The sequence below is a fragment of the Fibrella forsythiae genome, assembly GCF_017353175.1.
Classification (GTDB): domain Bacteria; phylum Bacteroidota; class Bacteroidia; order Cytophagales; family Spirosomataceae; genus Fibrella; species Fibrella forsythiae.
Genome location: NZ_JAFMYW010000004.1, coordinates 471,204 through 488,149, shown reverse-complemented (window position 1 = coordinate 488,149; position 16,946 = coordinate 471,204). Strand labels below are relative to the sequence as shown.

General features: G+C 53.5%; 7 protein-coding genes. 5 read left to right on the top strand and 2 right to left on the bottom strand.

Annotated elements, in window-relative coordinates; translation table 11 throughout:
• Positions 1-29 precede the first annotated feature (29 nt).
• Both J2I46_RS16105 and J2I46_RS16100 read right to left on the bottom strand, forming a co-directional pair.
• Complete coding sequence (locus J2I46_RS16105) at positions 30-2,867, bottom strand: M16 family metallopeptidase (RefSeq protein WP_207330058.1); 2,838 nt, start codon at positions 2,865-2,867, stop codon at positions 30-32.
• A gap of 109 nt (positions 2,868-2,976) precedes the next feature.
• Positions 2,977-9,771, bottom strand: coding sequence for a polyketide synthase (locus J2I46_RS16100; RefSeq protein ID WP_207330057.1), 6,795 nt, complete (start codon positions 9,769-9,771; stop codon positions 2,977-2,979).
• A gap of 851 nt (positions 9,772-10,622) precedes the next feature.
• Between J2I46_RS16100 and J2I46_RS16095 the strand changes: the two genes are divergently transcribed.
• From J2I46_RS16095 to J2I46_RS16075, 5 genes are all read left to right on the top strand, one after another.
• Positions 10,623-11,093 (top strand): response regulator, encoded by a 471-nt coding sequence (locus tag J2I46_RS16095; RefSeq protein ID WP_207330056.1) that lies wholly within the window; start codon positions 10,623-10,625, stop codon positions 11,091-11,093.
• Between the two features lie 109 nt (positions 11,094-11,202).
• Complete coding sequence (locus J2I46_RS16090) at positions 11,203-12,402, top strand: sugar transferase (RefSeq protein WP_229379789.1); 1,200 nt, start codon at positions 11,203-11,205, stop codon at positions 12,400-12,402.
• Between the two features lies 1 nt (position 12,403).
• Positions 12,404-13,672 (top strand): glycosyltransferase family 2 protein, encoded by a 1,269-nt coding sequence (locus J2I46_RS16085; RefSeq protein WP_207330055.1) that lies wholly within the window; start codon positions 12,404-12,406, stop codon positions 13,670-13,672.
• A gap of 248 nt (positions 13,673-13,920) precedes the next feature.
• Positions 13,921-14,670, top strand: a complete 750-nt coding sequence (locus J2I46_RS16080) for a TolC family protein (protein ID WP_229379788.1) — start codon at positions 13,921-13,923, stop codon at positions 14,668-14,670.
• Between the two features lie 9 nt (positions 14,671-14,679).
• Positions 14,680-16,869, top strand: a complete 2,190-nt coding sequence (locus J2I46_RS16075) for a GumC family protein (protein WP_207330054.1) — start codon at positions 14,680-14,682, stop codon at positions 16,867-16,869.
• Positions 16,870-16,946 lie beyond the last annotated feature (77 nt).

The window sequence follows — 16,946 nt, the reverse complement described above, 5'->3', positions numbered from 1 at the left end:
AACCTGTGTTTGTACCCTTCACTGGCAACTTATTCTTTCGGAAGCAGGACGAACCGGATCAGGTTGTCGCCGAGGTAGCGATTGGCGGCGGCCTTGGTGCTTTCTACCGTTACCTGCTTCATCAGTTCCGGTTCGCGGAGAAGTTCGGTTGGGTCGTCGCCGTTATAATACTGGTTCGATAAATAGCTTAACCAGAAGCTGTTGTCTTTGCGCTGAACCTCCTGTTCGCGTTGCGTTTCGGCTTTGAACTTGGCAATGTCGGTAGGGTCGGCGCCGCTGGTTTTTAGCTTGGCAATCTCCTTGTTTACCAGCGCGATGAGCTTATCCACATTGTCGGGGGCGCAGCCGAAGTTGATGCGGAACGTGTAGCGCGGCACCGGATACCGGCCATACACGCCACTCGCCGATACACCATACACGCCACTTTCGGCCTCGCGTAATTGCTCAACCAGTTTGATCTCCAGCACCTCGCCCAGCGCATCTACCTGCGTAGCGTTTTCGGGCGACCAGTCGAAATTGCCGGTATAAACCAGTTGCACGCTCGCCTTCGGGTCAACGCCGCGCCGAACGGTTTTACTCAGCTGACCCTGTGGAGCCCGGATGCCCAGGTCACGGAAAGTTTCTTTCCCGGTGGTGGTCGGCAGGCTGCCCAGGTACGTTTCCAGTAGCGGACGTATCTTGGCCACATCGAAATTGCCGACGAACACGAAGGTGAAGTTGCTGGCATCCGCAAAGCGGTCCTTGTAAATCTGAATAGACCGATCGAGGTTCACGCGGTCGAGGTCGGCTGGGGTTAGGGGCTGGCGACGAGGGTTATTGTTGCCCAGCGTAACGGCGATGGTATCCTGAAATACCTTTTGTGGGGTAGGCGTAGCCAGTTGATTGGCCAGCGCACTTTTCTGGTTCGACAGGAAACCCGCCACCACATCGGGGTCGCGGCGGGGCTGGGTGAAGTAGCTGTTCAGGAGCTGAAGTGCCGTTTCAAGATCTTTCGGAGCCGCGCTGCCGCTGATACCTTCGCCCAGTTCCGAGATGTAGGGCGACACGTTCAGGGCTTTGCCGGCCAGGAATTTTCCGAGCTGCACCTGGCTGAATTCACCCGTTCCGCCTAGGTTAACCAGCGTTGAGGCAAAACGGGCCGACTGATAATCGGGTAATTCGTAGAGCGAGGTGCCGCCGAGGCTATTGCCGGTAAACAGCACCTGGTCATTCTTGAACGTCGTTGGTTTCAGAACAACCCGCACGCCGTTTTTCAGGCGCAGTTCCGTCACACCAATCTTATCGATCTTCGTTTCGCTCACCACCGGGCCGGGCGTTGGTGGCGTGGCCAGCAGCGGTTTGTCGAGCACTTTATCATCGTAGGCGGTCAGGTCTTTGCCAGCGGCATCGATGTAGCTGATCACGGTCTCCACGCTGGGCAATTTGGCCTTGTCAGACTCCGGAGCCATGATCACCACTGCCCGGTTTTCGGGCCGGATGAACTGATCAACCAGGCTGTTTATCTCAGGCAGGGCAATGCTGGCGAGGTTTTGCCGTACAAAATTGTAGTAGTAATCAACGCTGATCACGGGTTCCTGATCGGTGAAATTGCCGACGTACTGGCCCACGTAATTGGCCGAACGTGTTTTGTTGCGTTCGGCGTAGGCCTGTTCAGCACCGCGCAGCAATTCTGTTTTGGCGCGGGCCATTTCGGTCGCCGTAAATCCGAACTGTTTCACGCGCGATGTCTCGTTGAGCAGCGCCTGAATTGACCGTTGAATGTTGCCTTCCTTGGCCACGGCGTAGGCAGTAAAGGCGTCGAGGTTGCCCAGAAACGAACCGTAATTGCTGGCTCCGTACAGAAAGGGCGGGTCTGCCTGCTGCGTCAGTTCCTGAATGCGATTGCCCAGCATGGCGTTGAAGAGCTCGCGCGTGATGTCGGCTTTCAGGTCGCCGAGGGTGCGGTCTTTCAACTCGGGGCGTTTATAAATGATCTGGATGACCGTGTTGGGCTGCTCGTTATCTGTCACGATCACCACCTTCGTGTCTTTGTGTGAATCGATCAGGTACGTTGGTCGCGGGGTGGGCGAGGTGGCTTTCGGAATCCGCCCGAACTTCTGCCGGATCATGGCTTCCACTTTGTTCACGTCAAAATCGCCCACGGCAATCACGGCCATCAGATCGGGGCGGTACCAGGTTTTGTAGAACGATCGTAGCACCTCGGGCCGGAACGTACGGATGATGCTGTCTTTCCCGATAGGCAACCGGTTGGCGTAGCGCGAATTGTTGAGGATGTACGGAAAATACTTGTCGCGCATCCGTTGCTGTGCTCCGCGCCCCAGCCGCCATTCTTCCAGCACCACGCCGCGCTCTTTGTTGATTTCGGTGGTGTCGAGGCTGACATTATGTGCCCAGTCTTCCAGAATCTGCATCGACCGTTCGAACACCTTCGCCGAATCGGTCGGAACGGGCAGTTCATACACCGTTTCGTCGAAACTGGTATAGGCGTTCAGGTCGGCCCCAAACCGGATGCCCGACGATTGCAGGAAATTGACCAGCTCATTTTTAGGGAAATTCCTGGTGCCGTTAAAGGCCATGTGCTCCATGAAGTGAGCCAGCCCCTGCTGGGCATCGTTTTCCAGCACCGACCCCGCCCGAACCACCAGCCGAAGTTCGGCCCGGTTGGCTGGCTCGGCATTCTTGCGGATGTAATAGGTGAGCCCGTTCGGTAGCTTGCCCACTTTTACGGCCGCATCGAAGGGAATGGGAGCAGCAGGATTGAAACGGAGAGGAGCAGAAGTAGCGGCTTTTTTTGATTGAGCCAGCGCGGGCATCGATAAGCCGAGCGTGACCGTCAGGATCAACGGCCAGTTACGCAAAGAAATCATAGGGTAGGGGCAAAACAGTATGTATAAAGGTGTAACAAATTGCTGTATAAAACAGATTCGTTGCCCTCAAAATTGTCTTGCCCCCACGGCTGACCACGCTGGGAATAGCTTACACCCCAACCTCCAGTTGCCGGTACGAACCGGGCTGATCGGGATCGGCGATGAACCAGGCGGGGTTACCCTGCTGATCGCGGCCCAGGCGGGCTCCCGGTACGGGCGGATGATCGGCCGACCAAACGCCGGGTACGTTGCTGCCCTCTGTTACACCCGGAATCAGGAAACCGGCCGAGATCATGGCGTCGATGCTGCTCAGGCAGGCCTCGCGGATGGCGGTGATATCGGCGTCGGTATGGGCTTCGGTAATGAAACAGGGGAAACCATCCCAGATATGAATGCCTTTTTCGCGCATCATCGTGAAAAGAAGTTCACCATAGGCCACGTCTTCGGTCCATTTTAACCGCCAGAGTGAACCAAACTGCGTGGCCACGATGGGCAACTTCTGCCGGTCGAAGCGGGCGTTGAAGGCGATTGCCAGTTGCTCGGCATAACGCGTCAGCCGTTTTTGTAGCGATGGGCTTTCGGCCTGTAGATGCAGCAAAGACGCTTTTGCCGACGCCAGCGCCAGCGGATGCCGAACGAACGTACCTGCAAAATACGTCACGCCCACTTCAGGAAATGAGTCGTCACCGTATTGCCAGAAACCGCCGTCGAGCGCATCCATAAACGCTTTTTTGCCCGCAATGACGCCGATGGGCAACCCGCCGCCGATCACTTTTCCGTAAGAAGCCAAGTCGGCCTGAATACCGAACAGAGCCTGTGCGCCGCCCAGGTGCATGCGGAAACCGGTAATCACTTCGTCGAAGATCAGGGCCGTTCCCGATGCTTCGGTGATGGCCCGCACTTCTTTCAAAAATTCAATGGGGCGAAACTCCGGCCGACGACTTTGTACGGGCTCCACCAGAACGGCCGCCAGTTCATGCGCCCGTTCGCGGATGATGCGGAGGCTTTCGTCGGTGCCATAGTCGAGAATAAGCATGTTCTGCACCGCTTCGGGCATGATACCCGCTGCTGCCGGGAACGTCTTCAGTTTCTTCGTTCCCCGAACCAGCACTTCATCAACAATGCCGTGATACGACCCTGTGAAAGCTACGATCAACGACCGGCCCGTTACGGTGCGGGCTACGCGCATGGTGCCCAGTACGGCCTCTGAACCGGTGCTGCACAACGCCGCCCGATCAAACTTGGTGAACTCGCAGACCAGCTGGCAAACCTCGCCAGCCAATTCATGTTGGGGGCCAACCTCATACCCGTTTTCGACCTGCTCGTGCAGCGCCTCCTTGATGAAATCGGGCTGGTGGCCAAACATGGTGGCCCCAAACCCGTTCAGTGCATCGATGTATTCGTTCCCGTCCAGGTCCCAAAGGCGGCTTCCTTTCGATTTGTTGATCACCAGCGGATACACGATCTCTTTGGTCAACGGCCGGAATCCCGATACCACGCGTGGGTCGGCCATTTGGGCCCGGTGTTGTTGCGTGTAGGCTTTGCTCTTCGCCGTTTTCTGGTTGTAGCGGGTGGTCAATTCGGCCAGAAATGTTTGCTGCGGCTCGCTCAGACCGGTTACCTGCCGGTCGATACGGGCGGTGGCACCAAACGGTTTTTTCAGCTCAATGGCTTCTTCCGGCGTAATGTCAGCGGGTAAAGAGACCGACATCTTCGGTGCCGAATGGGCTACAGGTAGGTTCGGTGGCGTTACGGGCAATGGGGCTACGGGTTGTGGAACTGCCTGAACAGGAACGGCTCCAGCTGTACCGCCCTGCATCAGGGCTACCTGTTTGGCCAGAATCTGCAACTGCTGGGCAATCAGGCCAAGTGCCGAATCGCCGCCGGGCTGGCTGGAAAGAGATGGATACGAACCGGGTTGCGGGGCATGCGAAGGCTGCGTGGTCATTGGCACCGGCGCGGCAACGGCCGCTGCTGGCTGATGCGCCTCGGCGGGCAATTGGGCATCCAGGTACGTGGCCAGTTTCTGCGGTGTATCGAACTCGCCGCTGAGCTGCCGGAACGTGATGGGTACGCCAAATGTGCGGCGCAGGCTGATAGAGACCTGGGTTAACAGGAGCGAGTCGAGCCCAATTTCCAAAAACGATGTGGTGGGCGACGTACCTGCCAGATCAATGCCCGATGCGTCTTCGAGTAGTGTATTGATTTGAGTTAGAAGATGTTCGCTTCGCATAGGTATGGATGGCGTCGGGTGGGTACTGTTTTCTGATAGATAAGTATATTGATGATCAGCAATCTGCGTGAGATATTGTTGCTCATTTGATATGCCTGCCGCTTCTTCGTTCGGCATAGCCGTTCCCTGACTGCCCTGCGTAGGAATCAAGGGTACAGCACCAGCGGGCGGGTCGACCCAGCACCGTTTCCGATCAAACGCATAGGTGGGTAACTGCACCCGTTTGCGCGTCTGACTGGCGTAAAAAGCGGTCCAGTTCGGTTCCAGGCCCCGCAGCCATACCGTGCCAAGGGCAGTTATCAGTGCCTGGTAGTCGGTTTGCTCATCACGGCGGTGTAGGCTGGCAACGGCTGTCATTGGCCGGGTTCCGGCTTGTTGGCGGGCCAGTAACGTACTGCTGGTGCCGGGGCCAACTTCCAATAAAAGTGGATTCCGAAGGGCAAAAATCGTGTTCAGTGCGTCGGCGAATTGAACCGTTTGGCGTAGGTGAGCCGCCCAGTAGGCCGGGTCGGTTGCCTGCTGGTCGGTGAGCCACGTACCTGTAACGGTCGATACGATCGGCTTTTGCGGGCGCGAAAGCGCAACCTGCCGGGCCACTTCGGCAAAGGTCGTTACAACCGGGTCCATCATGGCCGAATGAAAGGCGTGGCTCGTCTCGAGTACCCGGTTGGGTATATTTTTCTGATCAAGCAACTGGGCAAAGGCCGCAATGTCTTCGTCGGAGCCTGCCACCACACACAGGCTATGGCTATTGACCGCCGCTACCGACAATGTATCGGGCAAAAGCGCCACAACGTCTGATACCGGCCGACGCACCGACAACATACTCCCCCGCAGACAAGACCCCACGAGTTGTCCCCGTTTGGCAATTAATAACAGTGCGTCGGGCAGGGAGAAAACGCCCGCCAGATGAGCTGCTACAAATTCGCCAAGACTATGGCCGCACAAAATCGTCGGCTCAATGCCCCAGCTTTGCCAGAGTTTAGCCAGGGCGTAGCTCGTTACAAACAGGGCTGGCTGGGTGTATCGGGTATTTTTAAGTAACTCTTTAGCCCCCAGATCAGCCGTTTCCGGATACATCACCGACCGAATGTCTACGTCCAGATAAGGCGTCAGTAAATCAGCGCAGACATCAACGGCGGTGCGGTAAACGGGCTCGTGCAGATACAGATCTTGCCCCATGCCCAGGTATTGCGCGCCTTGGCCGGGAAACATAAACACGACCTCGCCGGGACGGCCATTGAGCGTGTGTGTGTTGGTGTCGGGCTCAGCAAGCGCTTCCTGTGCCTGTGATGCCGTAGCCGCCACCACGAACCGCCGTTGACCCATGGCCGGGCGGGTTATTTGCAGGGTATAAGCCACATCGGCCAGCGAGGCTGCTCCGGCCTGGTGCAGGTACGTACCCAGCTTTGTTGCATAGGACTCGCGGCTTTTCGCCGAACGGGCCGACCAGGTCAATAACTGATAAGGACGATCTGAAGCGGAATGGAAATCGGTTGTTTCCGAAAGTCCGGGTGCTTCTTCCAACACCACATGCACGTTTGTTCCACCTACGCCGAATGAGCTGACCCCCGCCCGGCGTGGCTGCTGGTCGGCCATTTGCCAATCAGAAAGGGTTGTATTGACGTAAAACGGGCTGTTTGTAAAGTCGATGGCGGGGTTTGACCGGTCGAAGTGCAGCGAAGCAGGCAGTTTCTGATGATGCAGGGCCAACACCGTCTTGATCAATGCAGCCACACCCGCCGCCTGCGTAAGGTGCCCCATGTTGCTCTTGATAGAACCAAGGGCGCAAAACTGCCTGTCGGCTAGTGGGCCAAACGCCATCGTCAACCCATCGAACTCGATTGGGTCGCCTAGGGGCGTAGCGGTGCCGTGGGCTTCTACGTAACTGATCGTCGCCGGATCAACCTGCGCGTCGGCGTGTGCCTGCCGGATGGCCGCCGCCTGTCCTTCGGCGTTTGGGGCCGTGAAACTCCCCTTTCCGCCCCCGTCATTGCTGACACCCACGCCTTTGATCACCGCAAAAATCGGGTCGCCATCGCGGCGGGCGTCGTCCAGCGTTTTCAGGAGCACCACACCCGCACCATCACTAAAAACAGTACCGCTGGCCTCCGCATCGAACGACCGACATTGGCCTGTACGACTTAGCATGGCCCCTTCTTCGTAGAAATGACCGCTGTTGATCGGTGCTGTAATAGCCGCACCACCTGCCAGCGCTACGGTACATTGGCCATTTCGTAAACTCTCAACCGCCTGCGTAATGGCCAGTAATGACGTAGAGCAAGCCGAATATACGCTGACGGCGGGACCTTTTAAATTCAGTTGATACGCCGTTCGCGAGGCGATGTAATCTTTTTCATTGACCGTCATCGCCTGAAATGCCCCAACCCGCTCTACGGCCGCCGGGTTGGGTAATACGTTATTCAGGAAATACGTATTGTTGCCACAGCCAGCCCAAACGCCAACGACTTCGGAACGGGCCGATCCGGCTCGCTGCGGCAAATAACCCGTCTGCTCCAGTACCTCGTAGGCAATTTCCAGAAACACGCGTTGTTGAGGGTCCATGAGCTCGGCCAGGGCAGGTGTAAGGCCGAAAAACGCCGGATCAAACTGATCGGCCTGGTCAAGTACCCCCCGCGCCCGCACATAAGACGCATTGGCACGTACCTGAGCCGGAATAGATGGGTCTAGTTCGTCAGGCGTAAAAAAGCGCGTCGTTTCGCGCCCCTCAACTAGCACCTGCCAGAGTTCATCGATCGTATTGGCCCCCGGAAAACGGCCTGCCATCCCAATTACCGCAATGTCGCCCGAGGCATTGCGGCCACGGGTCGGCGTTTCGCGTTGGGTCAATGTGCTTATTGGTTCGGCTGGTTGCAGGAAAGCGGCTAATCCGGCCGCTGTCGGGTATTGGTATAGTTTCGTGATGGGTAGTGTATAGCCCATGGCGGCTAATCCCGCTACGGTTTTCTGCGCGAGCAGCGAATTGCCCCCCAGATCGAAGAAGTTATCGTCGATGCCAACGGGAGATATCTCCAGCAGGCTGGCCCAGAAATCGGTTAGTTGTCGCTCCAGCAACGTACCTGGCTCCCGGAAAAGCGTGGGCAGACTGGGGCGGGTAGGCTCGGGCCTGGGTAACGCCAGTTTATCGACTTTGCCGCTCGTCGTTCGCGGGAATGTGTCAACCACAATTACCTGGGCGGGCAGCATGAAATCGGGCAGCGAATCGGCCAGTTGGTTCCGAAACGCTGGCCCATCGGCCTCCATGCCGGTATGCACAATCACATAGGCAAGCAGCGTTTTCTGGCCCGACTGGCTCTCGTGGGCCACGGCCACCGCCTGCTGCACGCCCGGCAAATGAGCGAGCGCTACTTCGATTTCGCCCAGTTCAACCCGGTTACCCCGAATCTTCACCTGGTCGTCGCCCCGGCCCAGAAAATCGAGACTACCCGCTTCGGGACCTTCCGTAACGTATCTAGCCAGATCGCCGGTGCGGTAAATGATCATCTCGCCCTCCGTCGGGTGATTCCAGCGGATAAACCGTTCGGCGGTAAGATCAGGTCGGTTCAGGTAACCCAACGCCACGCAGGGGCCACTGATATACAGTTCGCCAACCTGTCCGTTCTCGACCAGGATTAACGCATCGGAAAGAATCAGAACGTTGGCGCGGGCAATGGGTGCGCCGATAGAAGGCAGGGCAGGCCAATTTTGCGCATCGCCTTTCAGCTTATGCTCAGTCACCCAAACGCTGGCCTCGGTGGGGCCATACACGTTCATCAGCGTGCAATCGGGCAATTCGCCGAAAAATTGACGTATCTGCGGCGTAATTCGCAGGCGCTCGCCGCCCGTGATCACTTCCTGCAAGGTGGCCGGAAATAAGCCAATTGTTTGAGCGGCTTCGGTCAGGTATTGCACCACCACATAGGGCAGAAATACGCGGTTAATGGCGTTATCCGCAATGAAGCGGAGCAGGCGGGCCGCATCGAGCCGGTACGAATCGTCGATCAGGTAAACGGTTCCGCCGGTGGTTAGAGGCAGAAAAATCTCCTGAAACGATGCATCGAAGCTTAAATGACAAAACTGAAGAGACCTTGTACCTGGCTGCGCCGTTCCATGCCGCGCCTGCCAGTGCAACAAGTCGATGAGCCCAGCGTGACCCAGGCAAACGCCTTTTGGCGTACCTGTAGACCCTGACGTATATAGTATACAGGCAACCGGGTTCTGCTGTGTAACGGGCAAAAATGGTAATGTACCAGACAGGTTGGTAGAAATGGCAAGGCCAAGTTGCTGAAAAAGAGCGGATTCGCTTTCGTCGGCCAGGCAGTACGTTAGCTGGGCGATGTCGACAATCTGTTGAAGCCGGGCGGTCGGATAGGTTGGGTCGAGCGGCAGGTAAGCTTTCCCTGCTTTCAGGATTCCCAGCAAGTGGCTAACCAGATTCAGGCGTTTGCTCGTGCTAATGCCGATAATGGTGGCATCGGGTGCTGCACGCAACAGGTGCTGTGCTACCTGGTCAGCTTCAGCGTTTAGTTGCGTGTATGTCTGCGAATCGGGGCCGAATACGACTGCTGAAGAATCGCCGAACTGCCGGGCCGCACGCGCTACAAGCTGATGTATTGTATCTGCTGAACCGTTGAATGAGTCGATAGGTAACAGCAACGGATCAATAGGCATAAGAAAGAGTAGTTTCGGCAAACCTGAACGAACATGTTCTAAGATTAATACAAATTAGCAGGCCAACAACTTTAGCTACGAGCGCGTGTCGATGTGCGTCTTGTCATTTAGACTAAGCGCCTGTTGTTGCGCCACTGACCGTCTACTAAATATATAGTGATTAGCTAGCTGTAAAGAGTACACGTCTGGCGACAGGATTAACCAGGAATGAATCTTGATATAAGTATACTATATACATATGGCGTTAAGTGATTTTGAACGTAAAATCACTTAATTATTTTGATCGGATACAAGCTAACCAACTGAGAAGGAGTGCGTCAACAGCTTTATATAAAGCGTATAGAAACAAATAAGATAGGTATAATATACTACAATGTTTGTATAAAACAAAGATTTGGTATTGATAAAAAGTGAACTTGTTTTTTGATTCTTTAAAATGCTCGAAAAACTAAATTTAGATTTAGCTTGCCGGTTACGAAACTAAAAGTAAGTGAAGTGAAGGGCCGCGCGCGGAGAGACAGGAAGCGGCGCAAGTAACAAGTTTAGGGCAACAAATTACTTTCTTATCTATCATAGCCGTAGGTAAACAATGTGGCTATGAACATGGAATAATTTAAAACATGATTATTCCTGTGACTATGCATATAGTAGCCTAGTCTAAAGCATTAACTGTCTACACAGGCATGCATATTACCTACATAGTTACCCCGCTGGCGTTGCCAGTTTCGGGAAACATGCAGGGTCTACTAATGAACAAACGAAATTTTTTAAAAATGTAGTTTGTGTCTGACAGAAATTAAACAACAACCGTGCCATCATCGAACTGAAGAGTGACTACCCTGAAAATAATCATGAAAAAAACGAATCGCCAACTTTTATTAATTGAAGAGAACCCCCACATTGCTACCGTGCTGACACAAACGTTACGTACAGATTATGCGATTACTGTTGCCACAAACAGCCGCGATGCGGTCCGTTTATTGGTGCAGGGTCGGCAATTTGACTGTATTGTTACGGAATTGGATTTGCAGTTTTTTGACGGACTAGAGCTGATTAAATTGGTGAGAATGAGTAAGTTATCTGAAAGAACTCCAGTGCTCGTTCTGTCAGATGCGGCTGACAGTGATACCCGCATTGCCTGCCTTGAAGCTGGTGCCGATGCGCACATTGCCAAGCCTTTTAATCCACTCGAAGTGAGCGTGACACTGCGAACATTACATAATCGCTATGCAGTAGTAGCAGAGACAAATGAAACGCCGGTAATACCAATGCACTCATCGTTGCTAAAGCGTTTCTGGTCGCCTAACTCGCTGAACCTGTAGTAGATAACCGGAGTTTTCGGGTCTAGCAAAATGTGTGCCAAAACTATTCGCATTCTGCCTTTCTCTTTACGAAAAGTACATTCAACGTCACTGATATATTTACTCGATTATGATACGTGCGGAAATAAACCGGCAAACGGCAACATGTCTGGTGTTGGTTGAAAAAGAAGAAGCCGTATTTAGCCAGATATCTGCTTTAATCGATTCGTCATACCTTATTCGCTGGTATCAGCGAATAGATGACGCAATCGCCTGGATGCGTGATCGGCAGTCGGCAGCGCTCATTATCGTGAACGAGAATCAAAGCAGCGTTGAATCACTGGCAGCCCTACGGGCTACCACCCTTAATCAGAGTGTCCCCATCCTGTTGCTATGCAGTAAATCAACAAATGAAGCCAGGCAACTGGCACTGCGTGCTGGTGTTACTGATCTATTAACTCTTGCCGATACCGCTCAACTTGAAAAGCGTATTCAGTTTTTCCTGACTCTGATGCGGCGGGTATCCGCCCAGCCCGATGATCAGATTCAGAATAGCAACTTCCGGTTTACCCTGCCAACATGGAAACGAGCCATTGATATTGCTGCTTCCCTTCAGGCGCTGATTGTGTTCAGTCCGTTGATGTTGCTGGTCGCAATGTTGATAAAACTCGATTCGAAAGGCCCCGTCTTTTACAGATCCAAGCGGGTAGGAGCCAATTATCGGGTGTTTGGTATGATCAAGTTTCGCACGATGCGCGTTGAAGCAGATCAGCTGCTCAAACAGATGGCTTCTGAAAATAATATGTATAGTCAGGAGTCTGACAACATAGGTGATCTGGCACCTAGTCAGGGTTTATGCGAACAATGTGCTCTGATTGCCTCATCGTGCCAGCGCAAGTTATTTGATCAGGACCGGTTCGTGTGCGAGCGCGATTACCTGCGGCGGGGCGAGAAAGGAGCCGCGTTTGTGAAATTCCGTAATGATCCCCGCATCACCCGCCTTGGTAATTTTCTGCGTAACAGTAGTATAGATGAACTGCCGCAGCTGATCAATATTCTCGTCGGTGATATGTCTATTGTTGGCAATCGGCCGCTGCCCGTATATGAGGCCGAAAAACTCACCACTGATCAGGCCGTAAAACGCTTTGCCGGCCCATCAGGCTTAACCGGCCTATGGCAGGTGCAGAAGCGCGCCCGGGGCGAAAGTCGAATGGACGAGCAGGAGCGAATCAATCTGGACATAGAATACGTAGAAACCTTCTCGTTTATGAAAGACATGAAGATTATCTACAAAACGTTCTTCAGCCTGTGGCAACAGGAAAACGTATAATATGCTGCTCTCCGTTATAATCATATTGTTCTGGGTGCTGATGGCACTCGTTGTCTACACCTACCTTGGCTATGGGCTGGTGCTCTATACCCTGGTGAAACTGCGACGGATTCTGAACATTGGACAGCGAACAATGCCGCCTGCCGGAGAAGCTGCCGAGGTCACAATAGTAGTGCCAGCCTATAACGAGATCGACTGTCTGCCCGCGAAACTGCAGAACTGTTTAGCCCAAAACTACCCTGCTGATCGCCTGCACCTTCTCTTTGTTATTGAGGGCTCCACCGACGGTTCGGCCGAGTGGCTGGAGGCACAGAAAGCGAACGTACCTAATCTAACCATGTTGTCGGGTACACGACGTCTAGGCAAGATTGAGGCCATGAACAACGCCATGCAGCAGGTACGTACTCCGCTTGTGATCTTCACTGATGCCAACACAACCCTGAACCTGGAGGCGGTAAGCCGCCTGGTCAGGAAGTTCGACGGGCCAAACGTGGGGGCCGTTACCGGCGAGAAACGAATTCAGATGGAATTGGCCGAGGCTGCAACCGGCAGTGGTGAAGGGCTTTATTGGAAATATGAATCGTTTTTAAAACGGCTGGACGCTGAACTGCATACGATTGTTGGGGCAGCAGGTGAGCTATTTGCCATTCGAACAGCCCTGTATGAACCTGTTGAGGCCGATACGCTTCTCGACGATTTTATGATTTCCCTCCGCATCGCCGCTCGTGGATTCCGCGTTGAATATGAACCGGAGGCATATGCCCTGGAGCGACCTTCTCCGTCTATTCGGGAAGAACAAAAGCGAAAAGTGCGCATTGCTACGGGGGGCTTTCAATCAATAAAACGGCTGGCCGCACTGCTGAATATCGTTCGCTATGGCTGGCTTAGCTTCCAGTACGTGTCGCACCGGGTATTACGCTGGGCTGTTACACCATTTTGCCTGCCGCTGCTCGTTTTCGTGAATGGGCTGATTGTAATGCAACTACTTTTATCAGACGCTTCTTCGCTGATGCTGGCTTTCTGGAGCCTGTTACTGGTTGGGCAAGTGTTTTTTTACGGGTTAGCTTATGTGGGCTACCGAAATGAAGATAAACAGACGCGCTGGAAACCGGCTTTTGTTCCGTTTTATTTTGTTTTTATGAATACATGTGTGTTGTTAGGTTTGGTACGCTATTGGCAGGGTGGTATCTCAGGAATCTGGGAAAAAGCCGCCCGGGTCACGCAACCAGCTGATTCATTATCACCTACATCTACACAACATATCGGCTAACTAGTATAGTCAATTGGCAACGCCCTATGCGGGTACGTCCGACGTGAGGACGCCCCGACAACGAGCCTCCCAGGGTATCACGTGACATAACTTGTCAAATCCAGTCAAAAGGAAACAAGGCTGAGTGACGCAACTGCACTGAAGGTTGTGTAACTTTAGTCATGTGTTCGCGTGTTTCACAGTTCAATCGGTTCATTAGATTCGTGGTTCTTTCCCGTTCATTACGTTTACTCAGTTTAGTTATAAGCTTGTTTTTCACGCTGTCGGCTACTGCTCAAAATACCGGTGCCCGGGGAATGGTCGCGTTTGGCCGGTCGGCCGGGCTTCCGGGCGACACACTGTATCTGGATGTGAATCAGGACATCGCTACACAACTTCTACCATTCGATCAGTTGCTGAAAGTGGCGATGGCCTACTCGCCACTCGTCAAATACCAGCGTTCATTAGTTAATGTGGCCGAAGCTGGTACCAGTGTATCGAAATCGCAGATCATGCAGAACCTGAACGGGTTCGGTAATTATTCGTGGGGAAATCAATCGTTGGTAACCACCGGCATACCCGATCAGACTAATCCGCTGGGGCAAATTGCCAATGGCTACCGGGTTGGTATCGATGCCCGCATTTCGTTATACGACTTGTTTGGCCGGAAACACCAAATTCGGCAGGCACAGGCTACCCAGCGTGCTGCCGAATTGCAGGTCGACGTACTTGAATTGCAGATTAAGCAGCAGTTAATTACCATTTATCAGGATATGATTACTGCCCAGCAGATGTTAAAGATCAGGCTGATTGATGAGCAGGCATCACTGACGGCTTACCGACTGGCTGAACTGGACTTGCAGAAAGGGCGTATTACGGCCGGAGCTATGGCCAGCATCACAACGCAGTATGTGCAAACCCGGGCCATATCAGAGCAGGTGAAAGGTGATTTTCTTAAAAATGTCCACTTTTTTGAAGCCCTGATGGGCGTACCCATTCAGCGGCTGAAACGCATATAACGATTCCGTATGAAGCTCGACGTTTTTCTGCGCCTCCTGAAACAGCATGCCATCTGGTTTGTGCTGATTCCGCTTGTTACGGCAGCTACGGCTTTTTACCTGACTCGTAATGAGGTAAAGACCTATAAATCGGAAGCTACGCTGTACACGGGTCTGGCATCGGGTTATACACTACTGACCGATAAACTGGCGTCGTCGATGGATCGCTCAACGAGCGCGTTTGATAACCTGCTCTCAACCCTCGGCTCAAAAGAAACCATGCTTCAGGTGAGTGTGGGGCTGCTGGCCGACCATCTTCAGCTGGAACAGCCCGATAGTCTGGTGCTTGGGGCCGAAGGTTTTCAAAAGCTTCAGCAGGAAATTCCGGAGAACGTCAGGGCTGAACTGCCCATCCTGGCGAGTAATGCCGATTTGCGTATGGCGCTGGATAGTCTGGCTAAGTTACCTACTGCCAATCCCATCAAAAGCTTGCTGCTGAACTCCGATACGTATTATTCGATTTCGCACATAACGGAAAAGCTGAAAGCATCGCCCCGAAAAAACACCAACGATGTGCTGATGATGGAGTATGAAGCCAATGACCCGGCTGTTGCCCAGCGCACCTTGACATACGCGATTGAAGCCCTGAACAAGCGCAATACGTATTTCAAGACGTCGGAAACAAAGTCGGTAGTTGGTTTTTACGAAGAAAAACTGAAGCAGGCTAAAGACCGGCTCGACGCCGCTGATGCTGCCCTGCGCGCCTTTGGTACCAATCATCGGGTGCTCGATTATGATGAAGAGGCCCGCAATGTAGCCGCGTCTCGTGAGGCGCTGATCAGCGAATACAATCAGGAGAAAATGCGCCGTAATGGTGCCAAAGCGGCATTAGACGCCCTGAACAAACGCACTGGACAGCAGAGTGGCGTGCAGTTGGCCAGCGCCGATCTGAATGCCAAACAGCGCAAACTGAGCGAGGCCGAAAACCAATTGGCTAATGCCCGGGCGTATAACCAGCCCAAAAGCGCCATTGTCAGATTACAGGCGGCCGTTAACCAGGCCTCGGAAGACTTAAAAGCCAGTGCGCAGAAATACGATGCCATTAGCGACAACTCTGACGCGCTGCCCCAGCAAACAATCGCCGCCGACCGGCTGGCCAAATCGCTGGAGTACGAAGAATCATCGGCCAAGTTGGAAGTATACGAGAAACGCATTCAGGAATATGAGGCCAAGACCAACGAATACAGCCCGCTGGGGTCGCAGATTCGCCAGTTGAACCGGAACCTGGCCCTGGCCGAGAAAGAATATACCGATCTGCTGGATCAGGTCGATCAGTCGCGGACGCGTGAGAAAGACGTTTCGGTTGGCGGCAAACTGGACATACTGGATGCGCCAAATTTCCCGCTGGCACCGCTGGCCTCGAAACGGAAACAGCTGGTTATCGTCAGCATTGGCGTTGGCATATTCATTGCCCTTCTACTGACTGCTCTCCGGTTCTGGCTTGATAAGCGCATTAAATCACCGGAACAGGCCGAAGAACTGATTGGCCGCCCGGTTACGGCCATGTTCCCAACGGTGAAAAATCCGATGGCTTATTCGAAGGTGACCCGGGCTTCGCGCAGTATGTTCGAGCAATTGCTGAATTCGATCAATATTGAGATTGCTCAGGTTACAAACAAACCGTTCCCCCCCATTATCACGTTGTTCAGCGTCCGGCCCGAACAGGGGAAAACATGGGTTTCCAACGGGCTGATCCGGTTATATGCCGAAGCTGATCTGCGAATTGCCTGCTGTTACCCGCGTAAAACCGGTACTGAGCGCCGCGAAGACAAGCTGGGGGTAACGTACCTGCCCTACACGGCCCGCCCTGATTTTATGAACGTTACGAGTCTGGAATACCTGCTCGACCACGACGCCGATTTCGACGTCACTCAATATGATCGGATACTGCTTGAATTGCCGCCCCTGATCAACCACCAGATTCCGGTGTATATGATGAAGCAAAGTGCCCTGTCTTTGCTGGTTATTGATGCCAACGCTGCCTGGGGCCGAACAGAAAAACAATTGCTGGGTTTGTTTGAACGAGTAACACAACAGCCCATATTAACCGTGTTGAATCGGGTTGGTGGTGATTATCTGGAAAACACAAGTCGGGCCGAAGTTGGCGACTCAGCCCCCGCTCCTAAACGTGCTCTACATCCACAACGCTCTGATCGGTAACTTAGGGTTAATGGATTTTTAATCTATATTTACGTTGCTTGTGTTTCTTACTAAAACTGCCGGGCCGCTTCACAACG

Bases quoted from the DNA above. Each gene is read 5' to 3' on its own strand.
- J2I46_RS16105 (WP_207330058.1), bottom strand. From the start codon at position 2,867: ATGATTTCTTTGCGTAACTGGCCGTTGATCCTGACGGTCACGCTCGGC.
- J2I46_RS16100 (WP_207330057.1), bottom strand. From the start codon at position 9,771: ATGCCTATTGATCCGTTGCTGTTACCTATCGACTCATTCAACGGTTCA.
- J2I46_RS16095 (WP_207330056.1), top strand. From the start codon at position 10,623: ATGAAAAAAACGAATCGCCAACTTTTATTAATTGAAGAGAACCCCCAC.
- J2I46_RS16090 (WP_229379789.1), top strand. From the start codon at position 11,203: ATGATACGTGCGGAAATAAACCGGCAAACGGCAACATGTCTGGTGTTG.
- J2I46_RS16085 (WP_207330055.1), top strand. From the start codon at position 12,404: ATGCTGCTCTCCGTTATAATCATATTGTTCTGGGTGCTGATGGCACTC.
- J2I46_RS16075 (WP_207330054.1), top strand. From the start codon at position 14,680: ATGAAGCTCGACGTTTTTCTGCGCCTCCTGAAACAGCATGCCATCTGG.